At 69.2% G+C, this 22,564-nt stretch carries 20 protein-coding genes; 15 read left to right on the top strand and 5 right to left on the bottom strand.

Going from position 1 to position 22,564, the window contains the following annotated elements:
- Positions 1 to 14: 14 nt before the first annotated feature.
- From G6N45_RS24605 to secA, 5 genes are all read left to right on the top strand, one after another.
- Complete coding sequence (locus G6N45_RS24605) at positions 15 to 452, top strand: QcrA and Rieske domain-containing protein (RefSeq protein ID WP_163726025.1); 438 nt, start codon at positions 15 to 17, stop codon at positions 450 to 452.
- A 127-nt stretch (positions 453 to 579) separates the two neighbouring features.
- Complete coding sequence (locus G6N45_RS24600) at positions 580 to 1,485, top strand: type IV toxin-antitoxin system AbiEi family antitoxin (protein ID WP_163726022.1); 906 nt, start codon at positions 580 to 582, stop codon at positions 1,483 to 1,485.
- Between the two features lie 2 nt (positions 1,486 to 1,487).
- The gene (locus G6N45_RS24595) at positions 1,488 to 2,117 is read left to right on the top strand and encodes a ComF family protein (protein WP_163729020.1); all 630 of its coding nucleotides are present in this window, start codon (positions 1,488 to 1,490) and stop codon (positions 2,115 to 2,117) included.
- A gap of 287 nt (positions 2,118 to 2,404) precedes the next feature.
- Complete coding sequence (gene hpf, locus G6N45_RS24590; protein WP_163726019.1) at positions 2,405 to 3,091, top strand: ribosome hibernation-promoting factor, HPF/YfiA family; 687 nt, start codon at positions 2,405 to 2,407, stop codon at positions 3,089 to 3,091.
- A gap of 122 nt (positions 3,092 to 3,213) precedes the next feature.
- Entirely contained in the window at positions 3,214 to 6,039 is a 2,826-nt protein-coding gene (gene secA, locus G6N45_RS24585; RefSeq protein WP_163726015.1) for a preprotein translocase subunit SecA, read from the top strand.
- A gap of 57 nt (positions 6,040 to 6,096) precedes the next feature.
- Here secA and G6N45_RS24580 read toward each other — a convergent pair whose 3' ends face one another.
- Positions 6,097 to 6,576: an Rv3235 family protein gene (locus G6N45_RS24580; RefSeq protein ID WP_057146740.1), complete on the bottom strand. Its 480-nt coding sequence runs from the start codon at positions 6,574 to 6,576 to the stop codon at positions 6,097 to 6,099.
- 174 nt (positions 6,577 to 6,750) lie between these two features.
- Between G6N45_RS24580 and G6N45_RS24575 the strand changes: the two genes are divergently transcribed.
- The 6 genes from G6N45_RS24575 (at position 6,751) to G6N45_RS24550 (ending at position 13,857) form a co-directional block, all read left to right on the top strand.
- On the top strand, positions 6,751 to 8,160 hold the full coding sequence (locus G6N45_RS24575) for a WS/DGAT/MGAT family O-acyltransferase (protein ID WP_057146739.1): 1,410 nt from the start codon (positions 6,751 to 6,753) through the stop codon (positions 8,158 to 8,160).
- A gap of 80 nt (positions 8,161 to 8,240) precedes the next feature.
- Positions 8,241 to 9,983, top strand: a complete 1,743-nt coding sequence (locus G6N45_RS24570; RefSeq protein WP_246229188.1) for a BCCT family transporter — start codon at positions 8,241 to 8,243, stop codon at positions 9,981 to 9,983.
- The gene (gene ppk2 / locus G6N45_RS24565; RefSeq protein ID WP_163726010.1) at positions 9,955 to 10,806 is read left to right on the top strand and encodes a polyphosphate kinase 2; all 852 of its coding nucleotides are present in this window, start codon (positions 9,955 to 9,957) and stop codon (positions 10,804 to 10,806) included. Before G6N45_RS24570 ends, ppk2 begins: the two co-directional genes overlap by 29 nt.
- A 23-nt stretch (positions 10,807 to 10,829) precedes the next feature.
- The gene (locus G6N45_RS24560) at positions 10,830 to 11,327 is read left to right on the top strand and encodes a DUF6912 family protein (RefSeq protein ID WP_407664241.1); all 498 of its coding nucleotides are present in this window, start codon (positions 10,830 to 10,832) and stop codon (positions 11,325 to 11,327) included.
- 68 nt (positions 11,328 to 11,395) lie between these two features.
- Positions 11,396 to 12,535, top strand: a complete 1,140-nt coding sequence (locus G6N45_RS24555) for a ferredoxin reductase (RefSeq protein WP_163726008.1) — start codon at positions 11,396 to 11,398, stop codon at positions 12,533 to 12,535.
- Between the two features lie 71 nt (positions 12,536 to 12,606).
- A complete protein-coding gene (locus tag G6N45_RS24550) occupies positions 12,607 to 13,857 on the top strand; it encodes a fatty acid desaturase family protein (RefSeq protein WP_163726005.1) in 1,251 nt (416 codons plus the stop codon).
- A 68-nt stretch (positions 13,858 to 13,925) separates the two neighbouring features.
- On the opposite strand, the gene G6N45_RS24545 is transcribed toward G6N45_RS24550, so the two are convergent.
- The 3 genes from G6N45_RS24545 to aroA all read right to left on the bottom strand — a co-directional run bounded on the left by G6N45_RS24545 (position 13,926) and on the right by aroA (position 17,165).
- Positions 13,926 to 14,783, bottom strand: a complete 858-nt coding sequence (locus G6N45_RS24545) for an aldo/keto reductase (protein WP_163726002.1) — start codon at positions 14,781 to 14,783, stop codon at positions 13,926 to 13,928.
- A gap of 76 nt (positions 14,784 to 14,859) precedes the next feature.
- On the bottom strand, positions 14,860 to 15,855 hold the full coding sequence (gene rsgA, locus G6N45_RS24540) for a ribosome small subunit-dependent GTPase A (protein ID WP_163725999.1): 996 nt from the start codon (positions 15,853 to 15,855) through the stop codon (positions 14,860 to 14,862).
- Complete coding sequence (gene aroA / locus G6N45_RS24535) at positions 15,852 to 17,165, bottom strand: 3-phosphoshikimate 1-carboxyvinyltransferase (protein WP_163725996.1); 1,314 nt, start codon at positions 17,163 to 17,165, stop codon at positions 15,852 to 15,854. The genes rsgA and aroA overlap by 4 nt, the downstream gene beginning before the upstream one ends.
- A 36-nt stretch (positions 17,166 to 17,201) precedes the next feature.
- On the opposite strand from aroA, the gene G6N45_RS24530 reads away from it, so the two are divergent.
- Both G6N45_RS24530 and G6N45_RS24525 read left to right on the top strand, forming a co-directional pair.
- A complete protein-coding gene (locus G6N45_RS24530) occupies positions 17,202 to 17,966 on the top strand; it encodes an SOS response-associated peptidase (RefSeq protein ID WP_163725993.1) in 765 nt (254 codons plus the stop codon).
- Entirely contained in the window at positions 17,963 to 19,471 is a 1,509-nt protein-coding gene (locus tag G6N45_RS24525; RefSeq protein ID WP_163725991.1) for a DUF7782 domain-containing protein, read from the top strand. The genes G6N45_RS24530 and G6N45_RS24525 overlap by 4 nt, the downstream gene beginning before the upstream one ends.
- On the opposite strand, the gene G6N45_RS24520 is transcribed toward G6N45_RS24525, so the two are convergent.
- On the bottom strand, positions 19,456 to 20,229 hold the full coding sequence (locus G6N45_RS24520) for a class I SAM-dependent methyltransferase (protein ID WP_163725988.1): 774 nt from the start codon (positions 20,227 to 20,229) through the stop codon (positions 19,456 to 19,458). The genes G6N45_RS24525 and G6N45_RS24520 overlap by 16 nt on opposite strands.
- Before the next feature lie 26 nt (positions 20,230 to 20,255).
- On the opposite strand from G6N45_RS24520, the gene G6N45_RS24515 reads away from it, so the two are divergent.
- Positions 20,256 to 20,975, top strand: coding sequence for a YqjF family protein (locus G6N45_RS24515; protein WP_163725986.1), 720 nt, complete (start codon positions 20,256 to 20,258; stop codon positions 20,973 to 20,975).
- A 44-nt stretch (positions 20,976 to 21,019) separates the two neighbouring features.
- The gene (locus tag G6N45_RS24510; RefSeq protein WP_163725982.1) at positions 21,020 to 22,558 is read left to right on the top strand and encodes an aldehyde dehydrogenase family protein; all 1,539 of its coding nucleotides are present in this window, start codon (positions 21,020 to 21,022) and stop codon (positions 22,556 to 22,558) included.
- The last annotated feature ends 6 nt before the right edge of the window (positions 22,559 to 22,564 follow it).

The following is a 22,564-nucleotide window of genomic DNA, read 5'->3' as shown; positions in this document are numbered from 1 at the left end:
CGAAAGGGTTCCGAATGGACGTCAATGAGGTCAGTGAGGTCGTTGTTTCGCGCAAGACGGTGCTCGCCGGGGCCGGGGTGGGAGTGGCCGCCGCGGCGCTCGCGGCGTGCTCGAGCGGATCGGATTCCTCGTCATCGACGTCTTCGTCCGCGGAGTCGTCTTCGGCGGCGGCCGGGGCGGCGCTGACCACGACCGGCGACGTGCCGGTGGGTTCCGGGGTGATCGTCGGCAAGACCGTCGTCACCCAGCCGACGGCCGGCGAGTACAAGGCGTTCTCCGCGGTGTGCACGCACTCTGGGTGCCTGGTCAACAAGGTCGCCGACGGCACCATCGACTGCCCGTGCCATGGGAGCAAGTTCAGCCTCGACGGCCAGGTCGTCAACGGCCCGGCCAAGAAGCCGCTCGAGCCGGTGAACATCACCGTGCAGGGAGAGTCGATCGTCCAGGCGTAGTGCCCCGCGCTGCCTCCGCGCGCGCCGAGCGTGCGGTGAGGGCGGTCAGACGGCGCAACCGCCGCCATGAGCACACGCTCGGCGCACGCTTTGATCTGATGTCGGTGGGTGTCGACACACTTCCGGCATGGCAGTGCCGTTCCTTGGTCGTGAGGCGCTCGACGCCGGACGGTTGACGCGGCACCGACTCCGGACGGACTTCGAAGCCGTCTTCCCGGGTGTCTATGCGCCCGCGGGTGCCGAACTGAGCGCGATCGGTCGAGCCCAGGCGGCCTACCTGTGGACCGGTCGCGAGGGGGTCGTCGCCGGCCGATCGGCGGCAGCGGTGCACGGCGCGAGATGGGTGGACGCCAATCGGCCGCCGGAAGTGCTGTGGGACAACAGAAGAGCGCCGCGCGGTCTGCGTGTGTGGTCCGATCGCGTTGCCGACGACGAGATCGTGACGATCCGCGGGATGCGGGTGACGACGCCCGAGCGCACTGCACTCGACATTGCATGCCGGTATTCCGAACGCCGTGCCGTGGCACTGATCGATGCTCTCGCCCGCGCCACGAAGATGAAGCCCGCCGACGTCGAACTTCTCGCCGACCGATACGTGGGCCGCCGCGGCATCCGGGCGGCGCGTCAGACGCTGAACCGCGTCGACGCGGGGGCGGAATCGCCGCAGGAGACTCACCTGCGGCTCATGGTCGTCGACAATCACTTTCCGCCACCCCAGACCCAGATCCCGGTGTACGACGCCTACGGCGGATTGGTAGCCGAGCTGGACATGGGGTGGGAGGGCATGATGATCGCGCTCGACTACGAGGGCGATCACCACCGCACGACGCGTCAGGCGTTCAACAAGGGCATCCGCCGCCACGATGCGGTGACCGAACTCGGCTGGAACGACATCCGCGTCACCTCGGCCGACTCCGAGGGCGGCGTCATTGCCCGCCTGACGACGGCGTGGCGTCAACGACTGTGCGCTCTGGGCGAGAATCCGGACGCTGGGCCGCCCTGGACGCACGTTCGACGGGTGCCGAAGCGGTGAGCGTGCTCGATCTGGTCCTCCCTCTGCAGTGCGGCGGCTGTGGCGCCCCCGCCACCGCGTGGTGCCCGGCGTGCGCGCAGGAAATGAGCGTCCAACCCGACGAGCCGCACCTCATCACCCCGCGGCTGGACCCAGGCGTGCCGGTGCTCTCGCTCGGCCGGTACGCCGGAGCGCGACGGCAGGCCATCGTCGCCCTCAAGGAGCGTGGCCGCAGCGACCTGCTCGATCCGCTGGGCGACGCCTTGCGTGCCGCGCTCGATCACATGCTCACCTGGGGGGTACTCGACCCACCGTTGACCCTGGTGCCCGCACCCACCCGCGGCTCGTCCGCACGCCGCCGCGGCGGCGACCCGGTGACCGGCCTGGCCCGCCGCGCCGCCCGCGACCTGCCCGGGCTGACCGTCGTGCCGGCCCTGCGAACGAAGACCTTCACCCGTGACTCCGTCGGGCTCTCGAGCGCCGACCGGCAGGCCAACATCGCCGGCCGGATCCGGCTCGTCCGCGCGGTCAGCGGCGCCGTCGTCCTCGTCGACGACATCGTCACCACCGGGGCAACCGCCGCGGAGTCGGTCCGCGTTCTGCAAACCAGGGGTGCGGACGTTGCCGCCGTCGTAGCCGTGGCCCACGCCTGAGCGCAGGCGTTACCCGTAGATCAATCCGCCGTGAAGAACTGAAAACAGGTCGGGCGAATCAGTGGCACGAACACATGAACACGGACTACCGTCGGCACCAATCAACCGTGAACAGATCACGGCGGCGCTCAGAACGCGAGACGCCGATATCGCGCCAGCGGTAGGAGGTGAGTAGTCGACACCTTGCACCGGCGAGTGGCGCCAACCCCACATGCCCCGTCGGCGCGATTTCTTCATCAGCAGGCACGCAGGACGTGCATACGCGAGAGAGAGTCGAGTTGCCAAGCATGTCAGTAAATTCCGCGGACTCCGACAACACGATGGTGATGGATCCCGACGCCTCGGGCCCCTCCGACGTCACTTCACACGCCGAAGTGGTGGTGAAGGGTCGCAACGTCGAAGTTCCCGACCACTTCCGCGTCTTCGTCGCCGAGAAGTTGTCGCGCCTGGAACGATTCGACCGCACCATCTACCTCTTCGACGTCGAACTCGATCACGAGAAGAACCGACGTCAACGCAAGAACTGTCAACATGTCGAGATCACGGCGAAGGGCCGCGGACCGGTCGTTCGCGGCGAAGCCTGCGCAGACAGCTTCTACGCCGCCTTCGAAGCCGCGGTCAGCAAACTCGAGGCCCGGCTGCGCAAGAGCAAGGACCGCCGCAAGATCCACTACGGCGACAAGCGGCCGGAGTCGCTGCACGAAGCCACCGCGCCTGACCGCCTCGACGCCGCGTTCGCGCTGCCGACCGAGACCGCCGTCGCGACCGACGGCGCCGTCGTCGACGACCACGAACCCGGGCGCATCGTGCGCACCAAGGAACACCAGGCCACCCCGATGACCGTCGACGACGCGCTCTACGAGATGGAGCTCGTCGGGCACGACTTCTTCCTGTTCCACGACAAGGAGAGCGACAAGCCCTGCGTCGTGTACCGGCGCCACGCCTACGACTACGGGCTGATCCGGCTCGCCTAGATGGATCCGGCGCGATCCGGCGCGCTCGAGCACCGTCACGGTTGCCCGGCGCGCCGGCTTCGCCCCGTACGATGGGGGCGTCCAACGCGTGACGCATCCATCAACGCAAAGGGTTATACAGCGTGCTCTCGAAGTTGCTCCGTCTCGGCGAAGGCCGCATGGTCAAGCGCCTCAAGGGGGTGGCTGACTACGTCAACACCCTGTCCGACGACGTCGAGAAGCTCTCCGACGCCGATTTGCGGGCCAAGACCGCCGCCTTCAAGGCGCGGGTCGCCGACGGCGAGGACCTCGACGACCTGCTCCCCGAGGCGTTCGCCGTCGCCCGCGAGGCGGCCTGGCGGGTGCTCAACCAGCGCCACTTCGACGTCCAGGTGATGGGCGGGGCCGCCCTGCACTTCGGCAACGTCGCCGAGATGAAGACCGGTGAAGGCAAGACCCTGACCGCCGTGCTGCCGGCCTACCTCAACGCGCTGGCCGGCAAGGGCGTGCACATCGTCACGGTCAACGACTACCTGGCCAAGCGCGACGCCGAGCAGATGGGCCGTGTGCACCGCTTCCTCGGTCTCGACGTCGGGGTGATCCTGTCCCAGCTCAGCCCCGAGGAGCGGCGTGCCGCGTACGGCGCCGACATCACCTACGGCACCAACGTCGAGTTCGGCTTCGACTACCTGCGCGACAACATGGCGCTGCGGCTCGAGGACTGTGTGCAGCGCGGCCACAGCTACGCCATCGTCGACGAGGTCGACTCGATCCTCATCGACGAGGCCCGCACGCCGCTGATCATCTCGGGGCCCGTCGATGGCGGTTCGAACTGGTACACCGAGTTCGCCCGGCTGGCGCCGCTGATGGAGAAGGACGTCCACTACGAGGTCGACATCAAGAAGCGCACCGTCGGTGTGCACGAAGTCGGCGTGGCGTTCGTCGAGGACCAGCTCGGCATCGAGAACCTCTACGAAGCGGCCAACTCGCCGCTGGTGAGCTACCTGAACAACGCGCTGAAGGCCAAGGAGCTCTTCGAGCGCGACAAGCACTACATCGTGCGCAACGGCGAAGTGCTGATCGTCGACGAGTTCACCGGCCGCATGCTGGTGGGCCGCCGCTACAACGAGGGCCTGCACCAGGCCATCGAGGCCAAGGAACAGGTCGAGATCAAGGCGGAGAACCAGACCGTCGCGACCGTGACGTTGCAGAACTACTTCCGCATGTACGACAAGCTCGCGGGCATGACCGGCACCGCCGAGACCGAGGCCGCGGAGCTGCACGAGATCTACAAGCTCGGCGTGGTGACCATCCCCACCAACAAGCCGATGATCCGGACCGACCAGTCCGACCTGATCTACAAGACCGAGGAGGCCAAGTTCATCGCGGTCGTCGACGACGTCGCCGAGCGCTATGAGAAGGGCCAGCCGGTGCTGATCGGCACGACGAGCGTCGAGCGCTCGGAGTTCCTGTCGCGCCAGTTCGAGAAGCGCCGCATCCCGCACAACGTGCTCAACGCCAAGTACCACGAGCAGGAGGCCGGCATCATCGCCGAGGCCGGCCGGCTCGGCGCGATCACCGTGGCCACCAACATGGCCGGCCGCGGCACCGACATCGTGCTCGGCGGCAACGTGGACTACCTGCTGGACCGGCGGCTGCGCCAGCGCGGGCTCGATCCCGTCGAGACTCCCGACGAGTACGAGGAGGCGTGGCACGAGGAGCTGCCCGCGATGAAGGCTCAGGTCGCGGCCGAGGGCAAGGATGTCGTCGCGGCGGGCGGGCTCTACGTGCTCGGCACCGAACGCCACGAATCGCGCCGTATCGACAACCAGCTGCGCGGCCGCTCGGGCCGCCAGGGCGACCCGGGTGAGTCCCGCTTCTACCTGTCGCTGGCCGACGAGCTGATGCGCCGCTTCAACGGCGCGACGCTGGAGACGCTGCTGACCCGGCTGAACCTGCCCGAGGACGTGCCGATCGAGGCCAAGATGGTCTCCCGCGCGATCAAGAGCGCGCAGACGCAGGTCGAGCAGCAGAACTTCGACATCCGCAAGGAAGTCCTCAAGTACGACGAGGTGATGAACCAGCAGCGCAAGGTCATCTACGCCGAGCGCCGCCGGATCCTCGAAGGCGAAAACCTCGCCGAGCAGGCGCACACGATGCTGATCGACGTGATCACCGCCTACGTCGACGGTGCGACCGCCGAGGGCTACTCCGAAGACTGGGATCTGGAGAAGTTGTGGGAGAGCCTGCGCCAGCTCTACCCGGTCGGCATCGACCACAACGACCTGATCGACTCCGACGCCGTCGGCGAGCCCGGTGAGCTGACCCGCAAGGAACTGCTCGACGCGCTGACCGCGGACGCCGAGCGCGCCTACGCCGAACGGGAAGCCGAGATCGAGGCGCTGGCCGGCGAGGGCGCGATGCGTCAGCTGGAACGCAACGTGCTGCTCAACGTGCTGGACCGCAAGTGGCGCGAGCACCTCTACGAGATGGACTACCTGCGGGAGGGCATCGGCCTGCGCGGGCTTGCCCAGCAGCGCCCGGAGGTCGAGTACGCCCGCGAGGGGTACGACATGTTCATCGGCATGCTCGACGGCATGAAGGAGGAGTCGGTCGGCTTCCTGTTCAACGTGCAGGTCGAAGCGGCTCCGGCCCCCGCGGTCGCGCCCGTCGCGGCACCGCCCGGGCTCTCCGACTTCGCCGCCGCGGCCGCCGCCGCGCAGGAGCAGGGTGCCGTGGCCACCAAGGAGCGGCCGCCGGCGTTGCGCGCCAAGGGAATCGGCGACGACGACGAGCAGCAGTCGCTGATCTACTCGGGACCGTCGGAGGACGGCTCGGCGGAGGTCAAGCGCTCGGGCGCCGGCGGAGGCAACGGCAACGGCAACAAGCCCGCGGGCGGCGGCACCCGCCGCGAGCGTCGCGAGGCCGCCCGTGCGCAGAAGGCCGGCCGGCACGCGCGTCGCCGCTAGCCGATCTCGTCGGACTCCTCAACGCGGCTCGTGCCTCGCCGCTTGATCGTCGTCCGACTAGCCGATCTGCAGCGCGACCATGCGCCAGTGGTCGCGGTAGCGCTCGATGCGCGCCGCGACCGCATGGACGCGCCCGGACCTGCTGAACGACGCGAACACCTCGGCCGCGGTGACCTCACCAGCCCCGGTGTCCACCGCGCGCACCCGCACCCGGTGCAGCGTGGCGCTGCCGCTGCGCGCGGCCCGCGCGCGGGCCAGCACGCGATCCACCAGAACCGGGGTCATCAGCGGACGCAACTGTGCGATGGGCCGGCGCCGGTCGATGACCTCCATCACCTGGCGCAGCGCGGTCTCGGCGAACACCGTCGCCGACTTCGGGGGCGGTGCCTCCCGCGGCGCTGGCCGGTGCGGGCGGACCCGGTGCAGAGCCGACCCCGACGGCGTCGGGCACGGCTGGCCCAGCGGGTGGGGGACGGGCTCGCAGTCGATCACCGGCGAAGTGGTCCAGGCGGCGGGAGCGAGGGGTGATGCGGGCATGACAGGTCTCCAGCAGTGGGTCGGGCGGATGGCGCATCTGCTGGAGAGTGGCAGACCAGTCGATGATCCCACGGTCCACCGACCCCCCGGCGCACCCGTTATGAGGGCAGCCCGCCGGTGCCGTTACCGTGAGGCGTTCAACGGTGGTTCGGCGATGAGGAGGGCGACGCCGCGATGGTGACCAGGTTGTCGGCGTCCGACGCGTCGTTCTTCCGGCTGGAGAACTCCGCCACCCCGATGTACGTCGGTTCGCTGCAGATCCTTCGCAAGCCTCGCAACGGGTTGAGCTACGAGACGCTGCTGGCGACCGTCGAACACCGACTCCCGCAGATCCCGCGCTACCGGCAGAAGGTGCGCGAAGTGAGTTACGGCCTGGCCCGGCCCGTCTGGATCGACGACCGCGACTTCGACATCACCTACCACATCCGGCGCTCCGCCCTGCCGTCCCCGGGCAGCGACGCCCAACTGCACGAGCTGATCGCCCGGCTGGCCGCCCGCCCGCTCGACAAGTCGCGGCCGCTGTGGGAGATGTACCTGGTCGAGGGCCTGGAGCGCAACCGCATCGCGATCTACACCAAATCGCACCAGGCCCTGGTCAACGGCATGAGCGCGCTGGAGATCGACCACGTGATCGCCGACCGCACCGCCAAGCAGCCGCAGTTCGACGAGGACATCTGGATCCCGGCGCGCGAGCCAAGCGACCGCAAGCTGCTGCTCGGCGCGCTCGGGGAGTGGATCGCCCGGCCCACGCAGCAGGCAGGCGCGGTGCGCTCGGCGCTGACCGAGGCCGTGACCAACACCGGCCAGCTCGTCGACCTGGGCCGGCGCGCGGCCGACGTCGCCCGCATCGTCGCGCGCGGCACCGCGCCGAACAGCCCGCTGAACACCACGGTGTCGCGCAACCGGCGGTTCTCGGTGGCCTCGGCCGCCTTGGAGGACTTCCGGATGATCCGGGCCCGCTACGACTGCGACGTGAACGACGTGGTGCTCGCGGTGGTCGCCGGCGCCCTGCGGAACTGGCTGCTGTCCCGCGGCGAGCCCGTGACGGCCACGACGACAGTGCGCGCGATGGCGCCGATGTCGGTGTACGCGGACACCGAGACCGACTCGGCCGGCCCGGGCCAGGCGATCGGCGAGGTCGCGCCGTTCCTGGTGGACCTGCCGGTGGGGGAGGCCAACGCCGTCGTGCGGCTCTCCCAGATCGCGCACGCCACCGAGACGCACCCGACCGCCGCCAGCCTGGTCGACGCCCGCACCATCATCACGCTGTCCGGTTTCGCACCGCCGACGCTGCACGCGATGGGCATCCGGGTGGCCACCAGCTTCTCCGCGCGGCAGTTCAACCTGTTGATCACCAACGCCCCGGGTGCCCAGAAACAGATGTACATCGCCGGGACCAAGCTGCTCGAGACCTACTCGGTGCCACCGCTGCTGCACAACCAGGCGCTGGCCATCGGCGTGACGTCCTACAACGGCACGGTGTACTTCGGCATCAACGCCGACCGCGACGCGATGAGCGACGTCGACATGCTGCCCAGCTTGATGCGCGAAGCGCTCGACGAACTGCTCGAGGCCGCCCGGTAACCGGTCCGTGACCGGATGGGGATTTGACGGTGGCCCGCGGGCGGAGTCGAATGATTCGAATGTCCACCTTCGAAGACGAGATGACGACCGGCGTCGCAGGCGGCGCGGACAAGACCGACACCGGCCCGATCCCGGTTGCCCACCCCGTGCTCGACGTGCCCGTCGAAGAGCAGAACATCACCCGGTCCCGCGGCATCGACTGGGCCGTCTTCGGCGTCACCGCGGTGATCGCGCTCGCGTTCCTGGTGTGGGGCTTCCTGAGCACCGACACGCTGGCCGACGCGTCGTCGGCCGCGCTGACGTGGGTGATGAACAACACCGGATGGCTGTTCGTGCTCACCAGCACCGGCTTCGTCGTCTTCGTGCTCTACCTGGCGCTCGGGCGTTACGGCACCATCCCACTGGGCCGCGACGACGAGGAGCCCGAGTTCAACGGCATCTCCTGGGTGGCGATGATGTTCAGCGCCGGCATGGGCATCGGGCTGATGTTCTTCGGCGTCGCGGAACCGTTGTCGCACTTCGCCACACCGCCGCCGGGCACCGGTGCCGAGGGCAATCCCGAAGCTGTGCAGAACGCCATGGCCACCACGCTGTTCCACTGGACGCTGCACCCGTGGGCGATCTACGCCGTCGTCGGACTGGCCATCGCCTACGGCGTGTACCGCAAAGGCCGGCTGCAGTTGATCAGCTCGGCGTTCGAGCCGCTGCTCGGGTCATGGGCCAACGGATCGTGGGGCAAGGTCATCGACATGCTCGCGATCTTCGCGACGCTGTTCGGCTCGGCCGCGTCACTGGGCTTGGGCGCCTTGCAGATTCGCAGCGGCCTGCAGATCGTCGCGGGCATCGGAGAGACCGGTAACGCGATCCTGATCGTCATCATCACGGTGCTCACCGTGTGCTTCGTACTCTCGGCGGTGTCGGGCGTCGCGCGCGGCATCCAGTGGCTGTCGAACACTAACATGGTGCTCGCCCTGGCCTTGGCACTGTTCGTGTTTGTCGTCGGCCCAACGGTTTTCATCCTCAACCTGCTGCCGACCGCACTGGGCAGTTACTTCGCGGACCTGAACATGATGTCGGCGCGCACCGGCGCCGAAGGCGACGACGTCAACACCTGGCTGCAGTCCTGGACGATCTTCTACTGGGCGTGGTGGGTGTCGTGGACGCCGTTCGTCGGCATGTTCATCGCGCGAATCTCGCGCGGCCGCACCATCCGTCAATTCGTGGCCGGGGTGCTGGTGGTGCCCAGCCTGGTGTCGCTGGTGTGGTTCGCGATCTTCGGCGGGTCGGCCATCAACGTGCAGCAGAGCGGAACCGATCTGGCCGGCGAGGGCGGGGTGGAACGGCAGCTGTTCACCCTGCTCGACCAGTACCCGATCGCCACGATCGCCAGCGTGGTGGTGATGATCCTGGTGGCGATCTTCTTCGTCTCCGGGGCCGACGCGGCGTCGATCGTGATGGGCTCGCTGTCGCAGAAGGGCACGATCCATCCCAGCCGGGGCACCGTCGTGTTCTGGGGAGTGGCCACCGGTGCGGTCGCGGCGGTCATGCTGCTCGTGGGCGGGAAAGATGCGCTGAACGGGCTGCAGACCATCACGATCATCGCGGCGCTGCCGTTCCTGCTGGTGATGGTCGCGATGGCGGTGGCGCTGCTCAAGGATCTGCGTCGGGATCCCAAGATCCTGCGCCGCGAGTACGCTGCGGAGGCCGTCAACAGCGCGGTCGTCGCCGGCGTCACCCAGCACGGTGACGACTTCATCATCTCGGTCGAAAAGGACCCGAATTGCGAGGAGCGCGGTGGCGCACAGCGAGAAGAAACCGGCTGACGGCGCGGGCGCTGCCAAGGCCAAGCTGCCCAACAAGATCTACAAGGCCGAATTGTTCCGTCTGCAAACGGAATTGGTGAAGCTCCAGGAGTGGGTCCGAGAGACCGGCGCACGCGTGGTCATCGTGTTCGAAGGCCGCGACGCCGCAGGCAAGGGCGGCACCATCAAGAGGATCACCGAATACCTCAGCCCCCGGATCGCCCGCATCGCGGCGCTGCCCGCACCGTCGGATCGCGAACGGGGAATGTGGTATTTCCAGCGTTACATCGCCCATCTGCCGGCCCGCGGTGAGATCGTCCTGTTCGACCGCTCCTGGTACAACCGTGCCGGGGTGGAGAAGGTGATGGGTTTCTGCACGCCCGCCGAACACATCCTGTTTCTGCGCCAGACCCCGATCTTCGAGCAGATGCTCCTCGACGACGGCATCATCCTGCGCAAGTACTGGTTCTCGGTGTCCGACGACGAACAACTGCGCCGCTTCCGATCCCGGCTGCACGACCCGGTGCGCCAGTGGAAGCTCTCCCCGATGGACCTCGAGTCGGTGTACCGCTGGGAGGACTATTCGCGGGCCAAGGACGAGATGATGGTGCACACCGACACCCCGCAGAGCCCGTGGTACGTGGTCGAATCGGACTCCAAGAAGCATGCGCGGCTGAACATGATCGCCCACCTGCTGTCGTCGATCGACTACGACGAGGTGGACCTGCCCCGCGTGGAACTGCCCGCCAAGCCGGTCGTCAGCAGCGACTACCGCAGGCCCGCGCGCGAGCTGACCACCTATGTCGACGATCACGTCGCCACGCTGCTGGGCGACGCCGACTAACCGCGGCCACTACGCTCGGCACAGTGCGCGTCTTCGTTCCCGCGACCCTGGCCATGCTGCAGAGGCTGGTGGCCGACGGATCCCTCCGCCCCGTCAACGGCACCGCGTTCGCGGTGACGCCCACCCTGCGGGAGTCCTACGCGGAGGGAGACGACGACGAACTCAATGACGTCGCCCTGCGGGACGCGGCGCTGGCGTCGCTGCGCCTGATCGGTGACGAGGGTGACACCGGGTTGCCCAGCAGGCGCGCCGTGCTGGAGGCCGACGCCGACGACGTGACGCTGCGGCCCGACCTCGACGACGCCGTGGTGCGCATCTCGGGCGACCTCCCGATCGGCCGGGTGATCGCCGCCTACGTCGACAACGCCGCGGCCGAGTCGGCTGTCGCCGCCGCGGTCGAGGCCGTCGACGAGGCGGATCTGGGCGACGAGGACGCCGAGCTGACCGTGGGCGACGCGCAGGATCACGACCTGGCCTGGTACGCGGCGCAGGAGCTGCCGTTCCTGCTCGAACTGCTGTGACGGGCTGGCTACGGGGTCGTAAGTTACGGTACCGTAGGTTGGACACCAGCGATCCGGTAGGAGCCCCGATGGCCAAGACCACGATCAAGACCACCGCCCGCGTCGCCGACACCGTGAAGCCCGTCATCGCCGGCGCGAAGGAGCGGCCGGGCTGGCATTTCCTGCGCACGCTGGCGGGGCGCATCACGACGCCGCTGCTTCCCGATGACTACCTGAAGCTGGCCAACCCGCTGTGGTCGGCGCGCGAACTGCGGGGCCGGGTCATCGAGGTGCGCCGTGAGACCGTCGACTCCGCCACGCTCGTCATCAAGCCGGGGTGGGGCTTCTCGTTCGACTACCAGGCAGGCCAGTACATCGGCATCGGACTGCTGGTCGACGGGCGCTGGCGCTGGCGCTCCTACTCGCTCACCTCCAGCCCGGTCACCAGCAAGGGTTCGCGCACCATCACGATCACCGTCAAGGCGATGCCCGAAGGTTTCCTGTCCACCCACCTGGTCGGTGGTGTGGAACCCGGCACCATCGTCAGACTCGCTGCGCCACAGGGCAATTTCGTCATGCCCGACCCGGCTCCGGCGTCGGTGCTGTTCCTCACGGCCGGTTCGGGGATCACGCCGGTGATCTCGATGCTGCGCACGCTGACCCGACGCGGTCAGCTCGGCGACGTGGTGCACGTGCACTCCGCGCCCACCGAGGCCGACGTGTTGTTCGCCGATGAGCTGTCGCAACTGGCATCCCGGCACGAGGGTTACCGGCTGACCGTGCGGGCGACGCGTAGTCAGGGCCGGCTCGACCTGGCCCGACTCGACGAGGTGGTGCCGGACTGGCGGTCGCGGCAGACCTGGGCGTGCGGGCCCGAGGCGATGCTCGAGGCAGCGGAACGCACCTGGGCCGCGTCCGGTGTCGCCGAGCGGCTGCACCTGGAGCGGTTCGCCGTCACCCGCGGCAGCCACGGCAGCGGGGGCACCGTCGCGTTCGCGCGGGCGGGCAAGGAGGTGGCCGTGGACGGCGCGACGTCGCTGATGGACGCCGGCGAGGCCGCCGGGATCCAGATGCCCTTCGGCTGCCGGATGGGGATCTGTCAGTCCTGCGTCGTGGGCCTGCTCGACGGACACGTCCGCGACCTGCGGACCGGGGTGGAACACGAGCCGGGCAGCCGGGTGCAGACCTGCGTCTCGGCCGCGTCGGGCGATTGCGTGCTCGACGTCTAGGCTTTACTGCCTAGTAACCTACGTCTTCGTAGGTTACGGTAGCGTAGGTAGCGAGAGGAGGGTTGGAACCCATGGCAATCACCGACGTACCCGAGTTCGCGCACCTCAGTGACGCGGACATCGAGGGCCTGGCGCGCGAACTCGACGTGATCCGCCAGGACATCGAAGACTCCCGCGGCGCGCTCGACGCGCGCTACATCCGCCGAACCATCGCCGCTCAGCGCGCGCTCGAGATCGCGGGCCGGCTCCTGCTGGCCGGCAGCTCCAAGCGCGCCTACTGGTGGGCCGGCGCCTCCACGCTGGGCGTGGCCAAGATCATCGAGAACATGGAGATCGGCCACAACGTCATGCACGGCCAGTGGGACTGGATGAACGATCCCGAGATCCACTCCTCGGCGTGGGAATGGGACATGAGCGGCGCGTCCAAGCACTGGCGCTTCACCCACAATTTCATGCACCACAAGTACACCAACATCCTCGGCATGGACGACGATGTGGGCTACGGCGTCATCCGCGTCACCCGCGATCAGCGCTGGACGCCGATGAACCTGGGCAATCTGTTCTTCAACACCTTGCTGTGCGCGGCCTTCGAGTGGGGAGTCGGGCTCCAGCATCTCGAGCTCGGCAAGATCTTCAAGGGCCGCGACGACCGCAAGGCCACCATGGTGCGTGTCAAGGAGTTCGGCATCAAGGCCGGCCACCAGGTGGCCAAGGACTACGTGCTGTGGCCCGCGCTGACGTCGCTGTCTCCGCGCGCATCGTTCACGTCGACGATGAAGGCCAATGCCGTGGCGAACGTCATCCGCAACGTCTGGGCCAACGCGGTCATCTTCTGCGGCCACTTCCCGGACGGCGCTGAGAAGTTCACCAAGACCGACATGATCGGTGAGAGCAAGGGCCAGTGGTATCTGCGCCAGATGCTGGGCAGTGCGAACTTCGAGAACGGGCCGGTGCTGCGCTTCATGAGCGGCAACCTGTGCCATCAGATCGAGCACCACCTGTTCCCGGATCTGCCCAGCAACCGGTATTACGAGATCTCACTGCGCGTGCGAGAGATCTGCGAGAAGTACGACCTGCCCTACACCACGGGATCGTTCCTGGTGCAGTACGGCAAGTCGTGGCGCACGATCGCCAAACTGTCGCTGCCGGACCGCTTTCTGAGCGACACCGCCGACGATGCACCCGAGACGCGTAGCGAGCGGATGTTCGTCGAGCTGGATCCGTCCGAGCGCCGCGGGCTCAAGTCCGCGATCGCGGCGGTGCGGGCGCGCCGTCGCGCGCGCAAGGCGGCGACCCAGAGCGTCGAACGGCAAGCCGCCTGAGCGGCGAGCAGACACAAACTCGTGCGATCCGCGCCCGATCAGGGTGAGTTTGTGTCTGCTCGCGCGAGTTACGGCACGTAGTCGAAGGTGTCCGGATTCGGCCCGGTGCGGCCGTCCTCACCCTTGTCGATACCCGAGATCGCCGACAGCTCGTCGTCGCCGAGCTCGAAGTCGAACAGCGCGAAGTTGTCCTTGATCCGTTGCTCCGTCACCGATTTCGGGAACACGATGTCACCGCGCTGGATGTGCCAGCGCAGCACCACCTGTGCCGGTGACTTGCCGAGAGCCTCCGCGATGCGGGTGATCACGGGGTCGTCGAGCACTTTGCCCTGCGCGATCGGAGACCAGGCTTCGGTAGCGATGCCGTGCTCGCTGCCGTAGGCCCGCACCTTCTCGTTGGTGAAGTAGGGGTGCACTTCGATCTGGTTCACCGCGGGCACCGTGCCGGTCTCGTCGGCAAGCCGCTCGAGGTGGTCGACCTGAAAATTGGAGACGCCGACGCTGCGGGCCCGGCCGTCTTTGGTGAACTCCTCCAACGTCTTCCACGTCGAGACGTAGTCGCCGTCGTAGAGCGTCGGCAGCGGCCAGTGGATCAGGAACAGATCGACATACGCATCGTCGCCGTCGAAACCGAGTTCGGAGAGCGTCTTGTCGAACGCACGCCGCGCATCGTCGGGCTTGTGGAACCCGTTGTTGAGCTTGCTTGTGATGAACACCTCGCCGCGGTCGACGCCGGACTTGCGGATGCCCTCGCCGACACCCTTCTCGTTCTGGTACATCTCCGCGGTGTCGATGTGGCGGTAGCCGATGCTCAACGCCGTGCTGACCGCGTCGGCGGTGTCCTCGGGCGGGATCTGGTAGACGCCGAATCCCAACTGGGGGATGGTCGCGCCGTTGTTCAACTTGATCGTGGGTACCTGTGTCACGTTCTACCTCCTTCGCGGGGCGCATGCCCGGTGGACGGGCGGCACAAACACCGCCGGCACCATTGTCATCGGGCGGTCAGGAATGGTCGCGCTCAGCCTCGCGCAGCACGGCCAGCAGCCGGCGGGCCGCCGCGACCCGGTCGGCCGCCGCCCCGGACAGCGCGTCCAGCGCACACTCGGGATCGGCGGGCGGCCCCATGTGCCCGCACCCTCGCGGGCAGTCCTCGATCGCGTCGGCGAGGTCGGAGAACGCCATCACCACGTCGTCGGGCGCGATGTGCGCCAGCCCGAACGAGCGGATCCCCGGGGTGTCGATCACCCAGCCCCCCGCCGCCAGCGGCAACGCTATCGACTGCGTCGACGTGTGCCGTCCCCGCCCGATGTCGGTGACCACCCCGGTGGCCCGATCCGCATCGGGGACAAGGCGATTGACCAGCGTCGACTTGCCGACTCCGGAGTGCCCGAGCAGCACCGTGACCTTGTCGGCCAGCAACTGCTGCACGGACGAGAGCTCATCCTGTCGGCCGGCGGTCACGATCGTCAGATCCAGGCCCGCGAACTGCGCGGCGAACGGTTCGGCCGGCGCGAGGTCGGTCTTGGTCAGGCACAGGATCGGCTCCAGGCCACCGGCATACGCGGCGATCAGCGTGCGCTCCACCAGACCGGTGCGCGGCGGCGGGTCGGCCAGCGCCACCACGATCAGCAGCTGATCGGCATTGGCGACGACCACCCGCTCGGTCGGATCCGTGTCATCGGCGGTGCGGCGTAACACCGTTCGGCGGTCCCCGCGTCGCACGATGCGCGCCAGCGTGTCGGGACGTCCCGACAGGTCGCCGACGACGTCGACGTCATCACCGACCACGATCGGGGTGCGGCCGAGTTCTCGGGCCCGCATCGCCGTGACGTGACAGGCGGGGTCACGGCCGAGCGCGCAGCCCCACCGGCCCCGGTCGACGGTGACGACCATCGCCTGACGCGCGTCGGCGTGCTCCGGTCGGGTCTTGGTCCGCGGTCGCGAGCCGCGGCCCGGGCGCACCCGGACATCGGACTCGTCGTACTCGCGTGGGCTCAAAGGCCGGCCTGGGAGTCGGTCTGGCCGGCCAGCATGTCGGCCCACATCCGCGGAAACTGCGGCAGCGTCTTGGCCGTCGTGCCGATGTCCTCGACCTCGACCCCGGGCACCCGCAGCCCGATGATCGCGCCCGCGGTCGCCATCCGGTGATCGGCGTAGGACTGCCAGACCCCGCCGTGCAAGTGCTGGGCGGTGATCGTCAGCCCGTCCTCGGTTTCCTCGCACTGCCCGCCGAGGCGATTGATCTCGGCACTCAGCGCCGCCAGCCGGTCGGTCTCGTGGCCGCGCAGATGTGCGACCCCACGCAGGTGCGACACCGATCCGGGGGTGGCCAGCGCGGCCATCGCGGCCACCGACGGGGTCAGTTCCCCGACGGCACGCATATCGACGTCGATGCCGTCGTAGGTGGCGGTGCCCTGCACCTCGAGATAGGAGTCGCCGCGGCGGACCTCCGACTCGAATTTCTTCAGGATCGACAGAATCGCCTGCGCCGGTTGGACGCTCACGTCCGGCCAGCCTGTGACGCGCACACTGCCGCCGCTGACCACGGCCGCGGCCAGGAACGGCACCGAGTTCGACAGGTCGGGCTCGATCACCCAGTCATGGGCGGCGATCGGGCCGGGGGAAACCCGCCACCGGTTGGCGGTCACATCGTCGACCTGCACACCGGCCTCGCGCAGCATCGCGACCGTCATCTCCACATGCGGCGCCGACGGCACCTCGGCGCCGGTGTGCACGATCGTCACCCCTTCCTCGAACGCCGCGCCGGAGAGCAGCAGCCCCGAGACGAACTGCGACGAGCCCGACGCGTCGATCTCGACGGTGCCGCCGCGCACCGCGCCGGCGCCGCGCACCTCGAACGGCAGCGAGTCACCGTCGATCCCGACACCGAGCGCGCGCAACCCGTCGAGCAGCGGGGCGATCGGACGGGCCCGCGCCTGCTCGTCGCCGTCGAACGTGACGGTCTCGGTACCCAGCGCCGCGACCGGAGGCAGGAACCGCAGCACCGTGCCCGCCAGACCGCAGTCGATGCGCGTGCCCGGCCGGGGCTCCAGCGCGCCGCGGACGGTCAGTGCGGTGTCGTCGGTGTCGGCGGCCTCGACATGCAGGCCGAGCCTCTGCAGCCCGCCGATCATCAGATCGGTGTCCCGGCTGCGCAGCGCGCCGCGCACCGTCGAGGTGCCGTGCGCCGCCGCGAGCGCGGCCAGCACGAGGGCGCGGTTGGTCTGCGACTTCGAGCCCGGCACCGTGACGGTGGCGTGGACAGGGGTCGCGGTCGACGGGGCCGGCCAGGTGCTCACAGCGTCCATTCTGGCGTGTCGTGGGTTTCTGCCACCATGGGGACCATGTGCGGGCGATTCGCGGTGACCACCGATCCGGCGCTGCTGGCCGAGAAGATCAAGGCGATCGACGAAGCCACCTCCCACTTGAAGGAGCCGCCGGCCCCGAACTACTCCGCCAATTACAACGTGGCACCCACACAGACCGTCGCCACCGTGGTGAAACGGCACACCGACCCGGAGGACGAGTCCACCCGCCGGGTGCGGCTGATGCGCTGGGGGCTGGTGCCGCCGTGGGTGAAGGCCACCGACACCGGCACCCCCGAGACCAAGGGCCCGCTGCTGATCAACGCGCGGTCGGACAAGGTGACGACCTCGCCGGCGTTCCGCAGTTCGGCCAAGGCCAAGCGCTGCCTGGTGCCGATGGACGGCTGGTACGAGTGGCAGGGCCAGAAGGGCGCCAAGACCCCGTTCTTCATGCATCCCGTCGACGGGGAGCCGTTGTTCATGGCCGGTCTGTGGTCGTCGTGGCGGCCCAAGGACTCACCCAAAGACGCGCCGCCGCTGCTGAGTTGCACGATCATCACCACCGACGCGGCCGGCCCGCTCGCCGAGATCCACGACCGCATGCCGTTGACGATCAGTGCCCGCGACTGGGACCACTGGCTGGACCCCGACGCCCCGATCGACGAGGGCCTGCTGCGCGGGCACGGCGATCTGGACCGGATCGCGATCCGGGAGGTGTCGAGGCTGGTCAACAGCGTGCGCAACAACGGGCCGGAGTTGATCGAGCCCGTCGAGCCGCAGCCGGAGCAAGCCACGCTGCTATGAGCATGCCGCTGACCGACCGCGCGGTCGTCGACGCGCTGGCCGCCGACCTGGCCGCGGCGGACTACACCACCGACGGCGTCGCCGCGCTGCTCGGCGCCGATGCGGGCGCCGCGTTCAGCCGCGGCCTCTGGTGGTCGGCGCTGCGGGCCACCGACCGGGCACCCGCCGACCGGCAGCGGCTGGCGATCCTGGTGCGGCTGTTCCTGCTCGGCGCCGAAGAGACCCGCATGCGCGTCGCCTCGGCGTTCCCCGCCACCGGCGTCGACGCGCTGACCGCCGCCGGTGTCCTCGAGCCCACGTCCGCCGACGGGCTCCGCGCCGTGCTGGACATCCGGCCGCACAGCGACGGGGCACGCGACTTCCTTGTCGTCTCCGATCAGGACGCGGCGCTGCGGCCCGGGCCGGTGCGTCGCGACCACGTCCTCGGCATCGGCGGCGCGTCGGTGTCACTGGCACACGCCGTCGTCCGCACGCCCGTCGGCCGCGCCCTCGATGTCGGCACCGGCTGCGGCATCCAGGCGCTGCACCTGTCGGGGCACTGCGACCACGTCGTCGCCACCGACACCAACGAGCGCGCATTGGCCCTGGCGGCGGCGACCGCGCGGCTCAACGGCATGTCGTGGGACCTGAGGGCGGGCAGCCTGTTCGAGCCGGTGGCGGGGGAGCGGTTCGACCTCATCGTGTCCAATCCGCCGTTCGTGGTGGGGGTCGGCGCGCTCGACTACATCTACCGCGATTCCGGGATGGCCGGGGATGCGCTGTGCGAGAACATGATCCGCGAGGTCGGAGAGCATCTGGAGCCGGGCGGCACAGCGCAGATCATGGCGAACTGGATCGTGCGCGACGGGCAGGACTGGCGTGAGCGGGTGCGGGGATGGCTCGACGGCAGCGGTCTGCACGCGTGGGTGGTGCAACGCGAGTTCGCCGACCCCATCAGCTACGTCTCGCTGTGGACCTCCGACGCGGGTGAGCTGCCGGAGGAGGCCGCTCGTCGCGGCGGGCTGTGGCTGGACTGGTTCGATGCGGAAGGCATCGCCGGGGTCGGCATGGGCATGATCGTGGTGCGTGCGCCGCGACGCGGCGAACACCGCCCACCCGAACAGGTGCTGGAAGAGATCACCGGCGCCGACGAACAGCTCACGGGCCCTGAGGTCGAAGCGTTCTTCGCCCGCCGCGACTATCTGCACGACACCGGCGACGACCGGCTGCTGGGCACCCGGCTGACCACTGCGCCGGTGTTCCTCGAAGAGCAGTCCCTGCCGGGTCCCGACGGCTGGCAGACCGTCGGGGCTGCGGTGCGCCGACCCGGCGGGCCCGGCGCGGTGATCGGCGTCGACGAGGTCTCCCGCGCATTGTTGGCAGGCTGCCGAGGCGAGGTGCCGCTGGGCATGCTGATCGAGCTGCTGGCCGCCCACCACGGCGTGGAGGCCGATGCGCTGGCCACCGCCGCGCTGCCGGTGGTGCGCGAGGCGATCGGCCGCGGGATCCTCTACGAGGCGCGGTAGACGGCGCTGACCACGACGTAGGGCGAGGAGAACGCCACGACGCCCGACGGCTCGGCGTGCTGCTGCAGCGCCGCGGCGAACGCGTCGGCCAACTCCTGGCGCGCGGCGCCGGCGCGCGCGAACGTCGCGACGTGCATCGGCGACTCGTTCTGCAGCCAGTCCAGCGCGGCGGACACCGACGGGAACTCCCACCGGTGGTCGTCGCGCTCGAACTGCAGATCGGTGAAGTGCGGCGTCAGCCGGTCGGCGACGAGCGCGTCATCACCCCACTGGTCGGGGGAGAAGCCCACGGCCGCAGGCGCGCCCAGCACCGCGATCACCGGGTCGAACAGCGGATTGCTCGGAGCCCGCACCCACGACGAGAAAGCCAGCACGCCTTCGGGTTTGAGCAGCCGGACGATCTCGGCGACCTGGCTGACCGGCTCGACGAAGATGATGCCCATGTTCGACACGGCGGCGTCGAACGACCCCGGTGGCAGGCCGGTATCGGCGGCGTCACCGACCGTCCAGGTGATGTGCGGGGCCCGCTGGGCGGCGAGGCCGATCAGCTCGGGGGTGAGATCGACCCCGGTGACCCGCGCGCCGCGCGCGGCGGCGGCCACCGCGGCGCTGCCGGTGCCGCACGCGAGGTCGACGACGGCCGCGTCATCGAGCCGTTGTCGGCGCCCGACCGCGTCGACCACGCGCTCGGCGATGTGGGCAATGCGTTCCCCCACGGCGTCGTAGCGCCCAGCGGACCAGATCGACGACGAAGACACGGGGTCCAGCGTGCCACGATGTGCCGATGAGCGAGTTCGCGGTCCACGCACCACCGCTGCCGCCGCCGGTGACGTTCGATCAGTTCTGGGCGGACCTCACATTCCTGCACTGGCCCGTGGCTCCGGACGCCGTCGCGCGATTCTTCCCGCCCGGCACCCGGCCCGACGTCGTCGACGGCGTCACCTACGTCGGGCTGGTGCCGTTCGTCATGCGGGACCTCAGGCTCGGCACGACGTTGCGGCTGCCGTACTTCGGGACGTTCGCCGAGACCAACGTCCGCCTGTACTCCGTCGACGACAGCGGCAGGCACGGGGTGTTGTTCCGCTCGCTGGAGTCCGAGCGGCTGGCGGCCGTCGCGGCCAGCCGGGCCGCACTCGGCATCCCGTACACGTGGGCGAAGATGCGCGTCACCCGCGACCGCGACCGCATCCGCTACGGCAGTGTGCGGCGATGGCCGCAGCGGGGACTGCGCAGCGAGGTCACCGTGCGTATCGGGGAGTTGGTCGAACCGACGCCGCTGGAGGTGTGGCTGACCGCGCGGTGGGGTGCGCACACCCGCAAGGCGGGCCGCACCTGGTGGCTGCCCAACGAGCACGCCACGTGGCCGCTGCACAGCGCCGAAATCGTTGACTTGGCAAGCGAGTTGGTTGCCGCGGCCGGTGTGCCCGCCGATGGGCCGGGGCTGCGGGCGTTGTACTCGCCCGGAGTGCACGCCCGCTTCGGCAAACCGTCGAAAGTTCAGTAGTCGACTCTCTGTGCACGCGGGCTCCGCGGGTCGATACTTCGGTGATGACCGACGTGCAGGCCGCACCTGCTCTCACCACCATCACCGTGCGCAACCCCGCCGACGGTTCGACCGCCGGCTCCGTTCCCATCGACAGCCCGGACGTCGTCGCCACCAAGGCTCGCGCGCTACGCGACGCGCAACCCGAGTGGGAGGGTCTCGGCGCCGATGGCCGCAAGGCGTGGCTGCTGACGATGCAGGACTGGATCCTCGACAATGCCGAGCACCTGGCTGATGTGCTGCAGTCCGAGACGGGCAAGCCGCGCACCGATGCGGCGATGGAGCCACCGTTGACCGCTGACCTGCTCGGCTACTGGGCACGCCACGCCGGCGGTTTCCTGGCCGACCGACACCCCGCGGCACACAGCCCGCTGATGAAGGTCAAGCGATTGACCACGGTGTATCACCCGTTCCCCGTGGTCGGCGTCATCATCCCGTGGAACTTTCCGCTGCTCAACATCGCCCTCGACGGCATCGCCGCGCTGGCCGCCGGAGCCGCGATGTTGCTCAAGCCCTCGGAGGTGACGCCCCTGTCGGCAGTCGAGTTCGCCCGCGGCTGGAACGAGATCGGCGCTCCGCCCGTGCTGGCGCTGACGACCGGCTACGGCGACACCGGCGCGGCCGTGATCGCGAACTCCGACTGCGTCCACTTCACCGGCTCGACGGCCACCGGACGCAAGGTCGCAGTCGCGTGCGCCGAGCGGCTGATCCCGTGCACGCTCGAACTCGGAGGCAAAGATCCCGCGATCGTGCTGGCCGACGCCGACCTGGACCGCGCTGCGGCTGGGATCACGTGGGGCGGCATGTTCAACGCCGGTCAGGTGTGCGTGTCGATCGAACGGGTGTACGTCGAAGCGCCGGTCTACGACGAGTTCGTCGGCAAGCTCACCGCCGAGGTGTCGAAGCTACGGCAGGGTCAGGACGACGACCGGTACCGCGTCGATGTGGGTGCGATGGCGACCGCGGCGCAACTCGACATCGTGACTCGCCACGTCGACGAGGCCGTCGCCTCGGGTGCCCATGTGACCACCGGCGGCCACGCGACCGGCGTCGGCACGTTCTTCGAACCGACGGTGCTCGCCGATGCCGCGCAGTCCATGACGTGCATGAGGGAGGAGACCTTCGGGCCGACCCTGCCCGTGGTCAAGGTCGCCGACGAGGACGAGGCCATCCGGCTGGCCAACGACTCGGTGTACGGGCTGTCGGCCACCGTGTGGACGGGGGACCTGGCAAGGGGCGAGCGCGTCGCGCGCCGGCTCGAGGCCGGGGCGGTGAACATCAACGACGCGCTGTCCAACGGCTTCAACTTCGGACTGCCGATGGCGGGATGGAAGCACTCGGGCATCGGCTTACGTCAGGGCGGCGCCGACGGAATCCTGAAATACTGCCGCCCGCAAGCGATCACGGCGCCGCGCATCCCGACGCAGAAGCGGGAGATGCTGTGGTTCCCGTACTCGCGGCGCAAGGCGCGAATCGCGGCGGGCGTCATCCGGGCGGCCGCCGCCCGCGGGTGGCGCCGGGTGGGGATGCGGCCGCGAAGGTAAACCGCG

Origin of the sequence: Mycolicibacterium psychrotolerans (assembly GCF_010729305.1) — a bacterium.
GTDB lineage: Bacteria > Actinomycetota > Actinomycetes > Mycobacteriales > Mycobacteriaceae > Mycobacterium > Mycobacterium psychrotolerans.
The sequence above is the reverse complement of the archived record's forward strand: the minus strand, read 5'-3'. Positions and strand labels throughout refer to the sequence as shown.